The 12,451-nt window shown below is 59.0% G+C and carries 8 protein-coding genes; 2 read left to right on the forward strand and 6 right to left on the reverse strand.

Annotated features, from left to right (window positions below; translation table 11 throughout):
• Nucleotides 1-25 precede the first annotated feature (25 nt).
• Nucleotides 26-724, forward strand: coding sequence for a CDP-alcohol phosphatidyltransferase family protein (locus tag V7730_RS04045; RefSeq protein ID WP_335746301.1), 699 nt, complete (start codon nucleotides 26-28; stop codon nucleotides 722-724).
• Here the strand turns inward: V7730_RS04045 and V7730_RS04050 are convergent.
• The 6 genes from V7730_RS04050 to V7730_RS04075 form a co-directional block, all read right to left on the reverse strand.
• The gene (locus V7730_RS04050) at nucleotides 721-1,176 is read right to left on the reverse strand and encodes a methylated-DNA--[protein]-cysteine S-methyltransferase (protein ID WP_335746302.1); all 456 of its coding nucleotides are present in this window, start codon (nucleotides 1,174-1,176) and stop codon (nucleotides 721-723) included. The two genes, V7730_RS04045 and V7730_RS04050, sit on opposite strands and share 4 nt — an antisense overlap.
• Nucleotides 1,177-1,273: 97 nt before the next feature.
• Nucleotides 1,274-4,168 (reverse strand): isoleucine--tRNA ligase, encoded by a 2,895-nt coding sequence (ileS, locus tag V7730_RS04055; RefSeq protein ID WP_335746303.1) that lies wholly within the window; start codon nucleotides 4,166-4,168, stop codon nucleotides 1,274-1,276.
• A gap of 184 nt (nucleotides 4,169-4,352) precedes the next feature.
• Nucleotides 4,353-7,193 carry a DUF2339 domain-containing protein gene (locus V7730_RS04060; protein WP_335746304.1) on the reverse strand — a complete coding sequence of 947 codons (2,841 nt, stop codon included), beginning with the start codon at nucleotides 7,191-7,193 and terminating at the stop codon, nucleotides 4,353-4,355.
• A gap of 72 nt (nucleotides 7,194-7,265) precedes the next feature.
• The gene (locus V7730_RS04065) at nucleotides 7,266-8,279 is read right to left on the reverse strand and encodes a YcjF family protein (protein ID WP_335746305.1); all 1,014 of its coding nucleotides are present in this window, start codon (nucleotides 8,277-8,279) and stop codon (nucleotides 7,266-7,268) included.
• Nucleotides 8,279-8,728, reverse strand: a complete 450-nt coding sequence (locus tag V7730_RS04070) for a GNAT family N-acetyltransferase (RefSeq protein WP_335746306.1) — start codon at nucleotides 8,726-8,728, stop codon at nucleotides 8,279-8,281. The genes V7730_RS04065 and V7730_RS04070 overlap by 1 nt, the downstream gene beginning before the upstream one ends.
• Entirely contained in the window at nucleotides 8,725-10,140 is a 1,416-nt protein-coding gene (locus V7730_RS04075) for a YcjX family protein (RefSeq protein WP_335746307.1), read from the reverse strand. The genes V7730_RS04070 and V7730_RS04075 overlap by 4 nt, the downstream gene beginning before the upstream one ends.
• An 86-nt stretch (nucleotides 10,141-10,226) precedes the next feature.
• On the opposite strand from V7730_RS04075, the gene truA reads away from it, so the two are divergent.
• The gene (truA, locus tag V7730_RS04080) at nucleotides 10,227-10,994 is read left to right on the forward strand and encodes a tRNA pseudouridine(38-40) synthase TruA (RefSeq protein ID WP_335746308.1); all 768 of its coding nucleotides are present in this window, start codon (nucleotides 10,227-10,229) and stop codon (nucleotides 10,992-10,994) included.
• The last annotated feature ends 1,457 nt before the right edge of the window (nucleotides 10,995-12,451 follow it).

Here is a 12,451-nt window from a genome sequence, read left to right on the forward strand (position 1 = left end):
GCAGCCCGATTTGCGAGACACCCCTATGACAAAGCAAAAAAAAGCCCTCGCCGTTCACCTTCTCACTGCAACAGGTGCCGTTTTCGCCATGCTCGCCATGCTGGCAGCCACAGAGGCAAAATACGATCTGATGTTCTTATGGCTGGTGATCGCCTTCTTTGTGGACGGGATCGACGGGCCGCTAGCACGTAAATACAACGTAAAGACCAACGCGCCCGAGTTTGACGGCGTTTTACTTGATCTGATCATCGACTATCTGACTTACGTCTTCATTCCCGCCTTTGCCCTGTTCAAATCGGGCCTGATGGACGGGTGGAGCGGGTGGCTGATGATCATCATCGTCACCTTTGCAAGCGCGCTGTATTTCGCGGATACCCGCATGAAAACAAAAGATAACTCCTTTTCCGGCTTTCCGGGATGCTGGAATATGCTGGTTCTTGTTATCTTTGCACTGGGCATCCCGTGGTACATCAGCCTTGTGCTGGTGACATTCCTTTCGATCACCATGTTTGTCCCTATCAAATTCGTGCATCCAGTGCGCACTGAACGCTGGCGCACAGTCACGCTGCCAATGGCACTGGCGTGGACATTCTTTGCCGGTTGGGCAGCCTTAGTGAATTTCCATCCCGAAAGCTGGGCACAATGGGGACTGGTTGTGACCTCGATCTACTTGCTGCTCGCCGGTTTTGCGCAGCAAATCCTGTTTGACGGTCGCGATATCTAGATCAAAAAACCGCCTGCGCCTTCATGGCGCAACAGGGTGACTTTTGTCTCCACCCCTCCTGCTCCTGAAAACCCGGTCAGCCCTTTGGCGCCCATAACGCGGTGGCACGGAATAATCACTGGAATGGGATTGCCTCCGCATGCCTGACCAACTGCCTGAGCCAGCGCGCCAAGCTGGTGCGAGATATCGCCGTAAGTGCAGGTCTCTCCGAACGGGATAGCGGACATGGCAGTGCAAACCGCGCGCTGGAAGTCCGAGCCGCGCACATGCAGAGGCAAGTCGAACACCTCAAGCTTGCCTGCGTCATAGGCCCGCAATTGGCGGCGGGCCTCCTCAAGCAGTTCCGTGCTATCCTCGCCAGAGCCGCGCCCCCAACTCAGGGAGGTGATACGACCCTCTTCCTCAACAAGGACGAGGCTGCCGAATTGTGTGGAAACGGTGCATGTTTTCATGCGGGCATTATGCGGCTTAAGCGGTAAAGGCTCAATCCGGATGATGCACAAAGAACGCGGGGCAGATCTTATGACCTGCCCCGTGTCTATTTCTATATTACATCGCTTCGTAGCAGCGGGCGCAAACGGCCTCATGGGAATGAGTGCCCACATCAGGCAGCACTTTCCAGCAGCGCGCGCATTTCTCGCCCTCCGCTTTGACAAAGCTCACGCCGACACCTTTGACTTCATTAAGGGTGAATGCGCCTTCCGGTGCATCACCCTCGACGATTGTGATCTGACTTGTGATGCATAGATCCGCAAAAGTGTCGGGGTTCGTGACGATCTGTGCCAGTTCGGATGACAGGTAAACCGTTGGACCCGCTTCCAATGAAGAGCCGATGACTTTGGCGGTCCGCTGTTCTTCCAGCGCGCCGGTGACAACCCGGCGCACTGTGCGCACTTTGTCAGAGCGTGCAGCCAATTCGTCATTACGCCACTCTGCCGGTGTGGCGGGGAAATCGACCAGATGCACAGATGTGTCCGCGCTGTTCCGCTCAAGCCAGACCTCTTCCATGGTGAATGGCAGGATCGGTGCAAGCCATGTGGTCAGGCGCGTATAGAGGTGGTCCAGCACGGTGAGTGCTGCCAGACGGCGTGGCGTATCGCCATCGCAATACAGCGCATCCTTGCGGATATCGAAGTAGAACGAGGACAGATCAAGCGTGGCAAAGTCAAAGATCGCGCGGAACACGCCTTGGAAATCAAAGCGCGTGAAGCCATCACGCACCACGCCATCAAGCACCACCAGCTTGTGCAGCATGAGCTGCTCTAGCTCTGGCATCTTTTCGTGCGAAACAGCTGTTGACGCATCGAAATCAGGCAGCGAGCCAAGCATGTAGCGCATCGTGTTGCGCAGACGGCGGTAGCTGTCTGCCGTGCCTTTCAGGATCTCGTCCCCGATCCTCTGGTCATTAGTGTAATCGGTCTGAGCCACCCACAAACGCAGGATATCCGCGCCGTATTGGTCCACGATCTTTTGCGGTACGATGGTGTTGCCGATGGATTTGGACATCTTCATGCCCTTCGCATCCAGCGTGAACCCGTGTGTCACCACCTGACGGTAAGGCGCGCGGCCATAAGTCCCGCACGATTGCAGCAGGGACGAATGAAACCAGCCACGGTGTTGGTCGGTCCCTTCCATATAAACATCCGCGATCCCGTCATCCGAGCCATCTTCGCGGTCGCGCAGAGTAAAGGCGTGGGTCGAACCGGAGTCGAACCACACATCAAGAATATCCATGACCTGTTCGTAATCGTCAGGATTGACCACGCCGCCAAGGAAGCGCTCTTTTGCGCCTTCCTCATACCATGCGTCAGCACCTTCCGCCTCGAACGCCTCAACGATGCGTTTGTTCACCTCTTCGTTGCGCAGCAAGAAGTTGGCGTCTGCCGGCAGCGTGCCTTTGAGCGTGAAACACGTCAGCGGAACGCCCCATGCGCGCTGGCGCGACAGCACCCAGTCGGGGCGCGCCTCCATCATCGCATACAGACGGTTGCGGCCCGATTTTGGCGTCCATTTGACATTGTCGATTTCGGTCAACGCACGTTCGCGGATGGTCTTGCCAAACTGGTCCTGACCGTCGCCAACGGGGCGGTCGATGGCAGCAAACCACTGCGGCGTGTTGCGGTAGATCACCGGCGCTTTGGAGCGCCAGCTGTGCGGATAGCTGTGCTTGATCTTGCCACGGGCCAGCAGGCCGCCAACCTCGACCAATTTGTCGATCACAGCGCTGTTCGCGTTACCCTCTTTACCGTTCGGCTTGAGGATCGCCTTGCCGCCAAAGAACGGCAGATCGTCACGGTAGCGGCCATCTGGCATCACGTTGTAGGTGATCACCTGCTCCAGCATGCCCAGTTCACGGTAGAGGTCATATTCTTCCAGACCGTGTGAAGGCGCGCAGTGCACGAAACCTGTACCTTCGGTGTCGGTCACGAAGTCCGCCGCGCGGAAGTCACGCAGATCGTCCCACTCGCCGTTGCCACCCTCGGCGCCCGCCAGCGGGTGCTTGAGGCTAATGGTTTCCAGCTCGGCGTTGGTGACATCGCGGACACGGGTCCACTGCCCTTCCTCAAGGCGCGCCCGGCCCAGAACATTCGCGGCCAGATTGTCGGCCAGCAGATAGCGGTCGCCAACGTTTGCCCAGCATTCGTCCGGTGTCGCTGTAATCTCATACAGGCCGTAAGAGATGCCAGCGCCATAGACGACAGCCTTGTTGGACGGCATGGTCCAAGGCGTTGTGGTCCAGATCACAACTTTGGATCCTTCCAGATCACCACCACCAACAACCTCGAACTTAACCCAAACCGTAAAGCTGTCTTTATCGTGGTACTCGACCTCGGCCTCGGCCAGCGCAGTCTGCTCGACCGGTGACCACATCACAGGCTTGGAACCTTGATAGAGCGTGCCTGTCATGAGGAACTTCATGAACTCTTCGGCGATCACACGCTCGGCGTGGAAGTCCATTGTCAGATAGGGGTTCTTCCAGTTGCCGGTGATGCCAAGGCGTTTGAACTCCTCACGCTGGATGTCGACCCAGCCTTCCGCAAAGCTGCGACATTCGCCGCGGAATTCATTGATTGGCACCTGATCCTTGTCGCGGCCGTTTTTGCGGTACTGCTCTTCGATCTTCCATTCGATGGGCAGGCCGTGGCAATCCCACCCAGGGATATAGCGCGCATCAAAGCCCATCATCTGGTGGGAGCGCACGATCATGTCTTTGATTGTCTTGTTCAGCGCGTGGCCGATGTGCAGATGCCCGTTCGCATAGGGAGGGCCGTCATGCAGCGTAAAGGATTCGCGTCCGGTCTTTTCGCGCAGGCGGTCATAGATACCCATCTCTTCCCAACGCTCCAGCCACGCTGGCTCCCGCTTGGGCAGGCCAGCGCGCATGGGGAAATCGGTTTTAGGCAGGTTCAGTGTGGATTTATAGTCGGGGGTCTCGGCGCACATGAGGGCGTCCTTTGTCATAGGCAATGTCTGGGGATATGGGGTCGGTGCGAGCTGCTCAAACACCTTTGCCCGGCGGCTCAGGACTGGCTGAGCGCCGGGGAAGTAATTCGCTGTATGATCAGTTGTACTGTCATCTTGGTGAGGCTTATAGGCCCGCTCCGTGAGGGGAGCAAGCCTGTCTTGGCTACTCCGGCGCAGGTGGCAGCGTCGGTGGTGTGCTGCCCGCCCGCTCGGCCTTGTCACGCTCTTGCGCCCAACGGTTGAGCCAAGCCAGCGCCGCAAGCGCAAGCCCTAGAGCAAGAAACGAAAACACCCGCGTTAGGCCGCCCAGATCGCTGATATCAAAAAAGAACACCTTAGCCACAGCCAACCCGATCACCACCAGCCCCGCCTTGCGGAGCAACGCAGTGCGGCGCGCCAGAGATTGGTAGAACAGCGTCGCGCCCGACATAAGTAAGACGATGGTGTAGGTATACTGCTCAGGCTGAGAGATATTCCACGACAAAGGCATCTGCGTGCCGCCTTGCCAGAAATGCCGGATCACCGTGAATGCCCAGAAGACTGCGAGCCCGCCGCCAACAGTCGTAAGCGCCAGCCGCAGGACACGGTCGAGCCGTTGCAGCCGCCATGCACCTGCCAGTAAAACGAGCGCAGGCATCAAGTAAGCCGCCGCCAGCGTGTTAAACACGACGAGACCAAACACATGCTCAGGTTGCGGCCCCTCACCCAGTGGCGGGTAGAGAACAAAGCGCGCAAACAGCGGGTTTGCCTCGGTCAAGGCAGCCAGCAGCGCCCCTGCCCCGAATAAAGTAAACAGCGCGGCCAGTCCCCAGCGCACCTGCGCCAGCAAGCCGTTGGTCTGCCCGTCCGAGCGTTGCACTTGTGCCAGCGCCAACCCCAACCAGATCGCGGCATTCAGGCCGAGGCTCCAGTGCGTGTTGATAAAGCTCTCACCAATCTCGCGGTCGATCCAGCGCAGCAACAGAATGCTAACGGTCAGGCCCGCTGTGGACCACGCCGCGGAATCCAGCATGATCTTGGCACTAGGCCGCTCCAACGGGCGCAGTAGCCAAAGCGAGGCGACAAAAGCCGCAAACGTCCCGACATACGCCAGCAATACCCCCGGCAACGGACCGCTGCCCGCATAATCGAGACCCGGATCAACCACCAACCGGTAGCCCAACGTGACCACACCAACCGCAATGAACCACCCCCTTTGCGGCAGGTTCCACTTGCGATCAAGTGCAGCGGCAGCAACCACCGTCACCGCAAGGGCCACTGTCAACGCGACTGCGCTCAGTACAATAACAAAGGCAAATGCCATGCAAGCCAGTGCCGACATCACTGCAAAACTTACCCGCAAGCGGGCCTCGCCATCGGCGCGGGCCAACCGCTCTGCAAAGACGGCCATTAGAACGGCAAGACCGGCGGCATGCAGCGCCCACGGGTAAGCGCCAATCACCGACGCAGGCTGCCATCCCATTTCAAGGACGATTGCCATAGCAGGGGCAAAAACTGCCGCCACTGCCGCCCAGATTACGCCAAACCGGCCACCGCGCAGGGCGCGCCACAGCGCCAGCACGGACAGCCCCGCAGCCAGAACGACCAACACCGTAATCACCCAAGGAAAGGCAGCTTCGGGATTTTCGCTGAAGGTCTCAGCGAAGTTTCTATAGCTCACGCGCCGGTTCTCGGCCTGAGCAAAAACCGACAGGAGCAACGCAGCCATAGGCAGCAGCGCCACATCCTGCAAAGCGGGCGCACGGTGCGACCACATGAGAAGTGCAGCCGCCAGAACTGCCAGCAGGCCTACGCTGAGCCAGATTTCTGCCTCGCCCGGTTTCCACATCATAAGCAGGATGAAACAACTTGCCGCAACACTAGCGAACGCCAGCAGCGTCGGGAAAGTGGGCCACGCAACGCCGCGCTCTTTTGCGCCTAATGTCATTCGGCCCAGAATCCCCAGCAGCGCTGGCGGTCCGGCATGGTCCGGCGCAAAACTACGCGCAGGGATCAGGATCGCCAGAAGCGGCAGTGCAAAGAAATAGAGTTGACCTGTCCAAGAAGTCGCCCCACCGCCGCCGAGCAGAATGGAGAAACCCATGATGTAGGCCAGCACCAGTGTCAGCGCCGCAATCCAGCCCCAGCGGCGGATCGTGTCCACGCCAAGCCCCAGCACCGCCACAATGGCGAAATAGCCAAACAGTGGGCTGGCGTCAGTGTTGGTACTGCCGAGCACCACCGGTGCGCCATAGGCGCCGATCACGCCAACCGCAACCAAAAGCGGGCCGTGCATCCAGCCCAGAACAACGGCAATGAACGCCACGCCAACCATACCCACCATGGCCGCGCCACCCCCGATCAGATCATAGAGCATACGCGCAGACAGGATGCCGCCAAACAACGTGACGATCCCCGCACCCGAAAACACGGACGGCAGATAAGCCGAAGCAGATTGCGCCCCATCACCAAATCTACAGCGGATATATTCACCCACACCAATGAGCGCCGCGCCAAAGGCCAATGCCGCAGCAACCCGCGCGCGCGGTGGCAGCAGTCCGTTCTCCATGCCGTATTGCACCAGGAATATCCCCGCCAAGGCAAGCGACGCAGCAGAGACAGCGTAAAACCAGTTCTGCTGGAGCCAAGGTCCGAAATCTGCAAGCGCTTGGGCAATTGGAGACGGCGATCGAGGGGCGCTTGGTGGTGATTGGACAAGAGGCGGCGGCGCGCTTTGCGCTTTGGACCGTGATGCCGGCGCGGGCTCAGGGGGTTTCTGCGCCTCAGTTTCGGGCAGTGTGGCAGTCACCTGCTCTGGCGGCTCAACGACATCTGCCGGAGTGGTCGATAGATTTTCCCGCATAGCGCCTGCAGCATCAAGAGAGCGCTGTAACTTCCTGATTTGGCTTTCAGCATCAGCAAGCCTGTTGCGCAATCCGGACTGTCCGATGACCAATGCAACCAGCGTGACAGGGATCGCCAGAACCACGAGCGCCAAAATGACGAAAAGACCGTCTATATGCATATACTCCGCACATTATCTTGAGTTTTCAGTAACCTTAGCGATGGCGTTAAGGGAAGCACAGTAAGGAAAACCTCAGTTTTCTTTGCTGCCTTTTCCAAACAGACCGCCAAGGCTGCGGGTGATGATGGTGCGCACCTTGGGCCGTTGGGCTGAGGTGAAAGGCAATGGTCGGCAGACCTCCATCGCGGCCACGCCCACGCGGGCGGTCAGCGCACCATTCACCAGCCCCTCGCCGAAACGTCGGCTAAGCTTGCCCAGCAATGAACCGCCAAGGATCGGCTCAAGCATGTCATCGCCAACCGCGACAGCTCCCGTGGCTATCAGATGCGACAGCACTGCGCGGGTCAGACGCCAGCTGCCGAAAAAGCCGGAGCGTCCGCCATAGACCTCGGCGATGCGCCGGATCATCCGCAAGTTCGAAGTGAGCGCTGCGGCCACATCCGCCAAGGCCAGCGGTACCAATGCCGTCACCGTGGCCACCTGCCGCGCGGCGGCCTCAACTTCGCGCTGCGCCGCAAGATCAAGCGGTGCAAGCACCTCTTTCTCAGCCACAGCTAACAAGCCTGCCGCGTCCAACTGATCTGTCCGCAGCTCCGCCAAACGGTCACGGCCCCAGCGGGTATCCTCACGTCCTTTGTAAAGAAGCACCAGACGGTCCGTTACATCCCGCGCGGCCTTCAGGTCTTCGTGCGCCAATGCCTGAACGGCACTGTGGCGCAGGCTATCCAACCGCCCGAGACGGCCAAAGGTGGCCAATTCGCGCAGGGCGACCAACGCCAAAACCAACAAGAATGCCAATAGCAGGACAGCCATGGCTGTCCCCAGCAGGGGATAGCGGACCATCAAGTCGGTGACAAAGGTCCATGCCGCCAGCGATATAAAGGCCCCGACCAACACAGAACCCAAGCCCCAGAACAGACGGCTCAACAACGATGGTTTGCGGGCGGCCAAACGTGCGGCGATCTGCATCGCCTGTCCCTGAGGCGCGTCCTGCGTCGGCAGGTCCACCACCGCAGGCGCATCGGCCACAGAGGGCCGCGCACCGGTGTCAGCATCAAGGTCGAACAGGACTGGGCCTTTGGCCATCAGGCAGCCTCCTTGTACCATTCATATCGGATATCGGGCAGATAGGCATCATTGCCCGCCCCATCCGTGCGCGTGATTTCTTTGAACCCGCCTTTTTCATAAAAAAACGTGGCGCGGTCATTGGCCTGATAGCTCCACAACCCGAGTTTTTTGGCGTTGCGCTGCGCGTCGCGCATCAGCGCGCGGGCGATCCCTTGGCCTTGCAAATGCGGGCGCAGGCAAAGCGCAAGAATTTCGGTCCCCTTGCGGGCGATGAAGCCTGCAAGCATATCGTCTACATAGGCCACCCGCACCCAGCCGGCATCAATCATGTCGCCGATCAGCATGATCTCTTCGGCGGAGGAATAAAGCCGTGGGAGCCATTCGAATTGTCCGTTCGCAGCCGCAAGGATATCGCCAAGCTTGCCCGCATCCAAGGAACGTGCGGGGCGGATCACAACAGCGCTCATAGCCGGTCTCCGATCAAAAATTCTGCTGCGCGATCAAGGCGGATGTGTGGAGGTCCGTCTCCCGGGCGCAAGGTTAATTGTGCCGGTGCAAAGCGCATGATCTTATAGTCCGCGTCAAGCCATTGTGTGGCACCCGACCGCGCAGGGCTGAGCAGATGGGCCGGATCATCAGGCAAGTCACCGGGGTAGAACGCCGCCTGTTTGCCACTATCCAGCAAAGTGCCACGCACCACATCAAGGGCCGTGCCCTCATGAGTCATCGTGTCTTCGGTGGTGGCACGCAACGATGCAATCGCCAGCGCCTGCGTTTGCGCACCCGCAAAACGCGCACGTTCGCACGCCTCGCGGGTGAGTGCCTCCATGATGGCGGTCAACTGTGCGTGCTGGCTGTGGTGCAGGTGGTCAGCTTTGGTCGCTGCAAAAAGGATTTTTTCTACCCGTCGGCCCCGAAACAGCCCGCTGAGGAAATTGTTACTGCCGGGCCGGAACGCGCTTAGGGTCTCGCTCATGGCGGCGCGCAGGTCTTCGACGGCGGGCGGGCCTGCGTTGATCGCGCCCAGCGCGTCCACCAGCACGACCTGCCGATCAATGCGCGCGAAATGATCGCGGAAGAAGGGCTTAACGACTTCGCGCTTGTAGGCTTCAAACCGGCGCGCCATCTCACGGCGCAGGCTTTTGCGCGCATCGCCGTCGACCGCAGGCAGCGGCGCAAATGTCAGCACAGGCGAGCCTGCCAGATCACCGGGCAGCAAGAACCGGCCCGGCGTACAATCTGAAAACCCGTCGCTGCGCGCTTGTTTAAGGTATCTCGCAAAGGCCTCGGCCAGTGCTTTGGCCTGAGGCTCGGCCAGCGGCGCCTGTGGATCGGTTGCTTCGACCAGCGCCAGATACGCCTGCGCCTGCGTGCGTGGGGCGATCCGCCCGAGGGTCTGCGCGCTCCATTCATCATAGCTGATATCCAGCAGGCCCAAATCCAACAACCATTCGCCGGGGTAGTCCACAATATCGAGATGTATCGTGCGCGGCCCTTGCAGACCTGACAGCAGCCCCTTGGGCCGCACCCGCAGGCTTAGCCGCAATTCCGACACGGCGCGGGTGCTGTCGGGCCAATGCGGCGTCTTATCCGTCAGCGCGGCCATATGCGCCTCATACTCGAAACGCGGAATGGTATCATCGGGTTGCGGCTGCAAGAACGCGGCCTCGATCCGCCCCTCACCTGCGGCCACTAGGCCCGGCATGCGTCCACGGTCGATCAGGTTGGCCACCAACGAAGTGATGAACACCGTCTTGCCTGAACGCGCCAGCCCCGTGACGCCCAGCCGGATCACCGGCTCGAAGAATGTCTCGGACACCGTGTCCTGCACGGCTTCGACCTGTCGCCAGATCCCGTCAGCGATTTGAGATAGTACCACGCGCGCCCTGCCCTCTTTACCGCACCCTACATAGGTCGCTTATGCAGGGATTGCCACAGGCCTGCCCCCGCGATAAAGCCCCTTTTATGCCCAGATACGCTCTTCAGGTTGAATATGACGGCGCGCCGTTCCATGGCTGGCAACGCCAGACGTCGCTTGCATCGGTTCAGGGCGCGATTGAAGACGCCCTTGCCAAGATCGAGCCGCGTACCCACAAAATCGCCGCTGCAGGGCGCACGGACACTGGCGTACACGCGTTAGGACAGGTGGCCCATTGCGATATGGAGCGTGACTGGGAACCCTTCCGCCTGTCCGAAGCGGTCAATTACCATCTCAAGCCCCATCCAGTTGCAATCATGCGCTGCGTGGCGGTGACAGATGAATTCCACGCGCGTTTTTCCGCGCTAGAGCGGCGCTATCTATTCCGCATCCTGACGCGCCGCGCCCCCGCGACCCATCAAAGGGGCTATGTCTGGCAAGTGAAGAACCAGCTGGATGTGACTGCAATGCAAGAAGCCGCGAGCCGGTTATTGGGGCAGCATGACTTCACCACTTTCCGCTCCACGATTTGTCAGGCGCTCACGCCTGTCAAAACGCTGAGTCGGCTGGAGATCACCGAGGTTCAGACACCGCACGGGACAGAGGTGCATTTCGATGTGCGCGCCCGCTCGTTCCTGCACAATCAGGTGCGCAGCTTTGTTGGCACGTTGGAGCGTGTGGGCAGCGGCTCAATGACAGCGGATGATGTGCAGGCAGCGCTAGAAGCACGTGACCGCGCTGCTTGCGGACCTGTCTGTCCGCCGCACGGACTTTATCTGGCGCACGTTGGCTATCCGCAATCACCCTTCGACTAGTCGTTGTCGGTCAGCCCCGCGTCGGCCCCTGAAAGACGCTAGGCATCGCTTTGAGAGCTTCAAACTATCTTTCGAGAGCTTCAAGAAAGGCCATGGGACCCGTTCTAAGTTGTCAAACTGGGAACTCCTGGAGAAGTTTTGCGCCAGCACGATGTCACCGCAGCATCGGGTCGAACGGGGTGGGCAAATTTCCCCCTTCCCGATTGTAAGCTTTCAATCCCGGCAGTTCCCGCAACTGTGGGTGCGAACAGAGGTCGAGACGCGCGGCGAGACACGGAAGACCGTAGGGTTTCCAGTGATCCGGAAGGCCTATCGCGACAAACTCAAACCCGTTGCCTTTGACGTTCTGCCTCAAGACCCAGATGTGCTCGCTGCATTGTCCCGACGCTACCTGAATGCGACTATCCAGCCTGTGTCCGCTTTCATGAATTCAATGAGGGAACGTATCAATCCGACCAAACGCGCAGGCGGGAAGTCTGCCCGGAACGGACCAAGCTTCATTAACGGGGCCACGTTCAATCCGGCTGTCCTCGTTGCTTTCCTGAATATATATCGGATCTACTACAACTGGTTCGAAGAACGTCCCTATGCGGCACATGACGCCAAGGAGTCCAAGCAACAAGCTGCCACAGGGGGACTCCGGGCGATCAAGCGCCCGGGTTCAGAAGTTGTTAGCGAGGCGCCTCAGCGCCGCAAAAACACACCAGTCATGAACACACCGGCAATGCGCCTCGGTGCGGATACACGGAAGATAACGACCACGTCCCGACGCCCCTTGGATCCCAGGCGCGTGCTCTATCGGCCGTGGCTCTTTCACGGTACAGCGCTCTGGAAAAAGTTTGAAGATCGGTCGAGGGCACCTCGCGAGGTAGGACATCCCGAAAACGCTGGTGACGCTGAGTGACTGACATCATTGCCAAATTGGTGCCGCAATTCGTTTATGGGTTGTCGATAAACAGTAATCGGAACCTGTTTGAATGACCTTTGACCGAGCCTTAAAATACCTCCTGATCATTTGCGTGACCTCTTTTCTGTGGTGGCTTGGGGTCGTCGATGAAACAGCGCTTGGTCTGACGCCAACCGACCTCAATGGGTTTGGAGCCCCGATCCTTATTTTCCATATTCTCTTTGGGACCGTTTTCTTCATTCTGCTACCATATCTCCCCTATCTAATTTTTGCCGCTACTTTCGCCGCGTTGATTGCATGGTAGGAATCGGGGAAAAAATGGAAGTGGAACACAGGGCTGGCATCCTTTTTTTTCGCCAGCGCAGCGTCGGCATTCAGCTTGGTGACTGGCATTGGCAGCCCGTTGCGTTTGGCAATTGCTGCAATTCTGATGGTGGTTTTCGTCGCAAAGATCTGGGGCCGTCCTGTATCCTGCTGGATTGACGGATTTGGAAACGGTGTTTGTCAAAGGTGTTGTCCGCCGATTTCATGCGGCGTCTCTGATTTCAGG

The sequence above is a fragment of the Sulfitobacter sp. genome, from assembly GCF_036961165.1.
Taxonomy (GTDB): Bacteria; Pseudomonadota; Alphaproteobacteria; order Rhodobacterales; family Rhodobacteraceae; genus Sulfitobacter.

Coding starts and splice junctions, on each gene's coding strand:
- V7730_RS04045 (WP_335746301.1), top strand. CDS start 26: ATGACAAAGCAAAAAAAAGCCCTCGCCGTTCACCTTCTCACTGCAACA.
- ileS (WP_335746303.1), bottom strand. CDS start 4,168: ATGTGCGCCGAGACCCCCGACTATAAATCCACACTGAACCTGCCTAAA.
- V7730_RS04060 (WP_335746304.1), bottom strand. CDS start 7,193: ATGCATATAGACGGTCTTTTCGTCATTTTGGCGCTCGTGGTTCTGGCG.
- V7730_RS04050 (WP_335746302.1), bottom strand. CDS start 1,176: ATGAAAACATGCACCGTTTCCACACAATTCGGCAGCCTCGTCCTTGTT.
- V7730_RS04065 (WP_335746305.1), bottom strand. CDS start 8,279: ATGGCCAAAGGCCCAGTCCTGTTCGACCTTGATGCTGACACCGGTGCG.
- truA (WP_335746308.1), top strand. CDS start 10,227: ATGCCCAGATACGCTCTTCAGGTTGAATATGACGGCGCGCCGTTCCAT.
- V7730_RS04070 (WP_335746306.1), bottom strand. CDS start 8,728: ATGAGCGCTGTTGTGATCCGCCCCGCACGTTCCTTGGATGCGGGCAAG.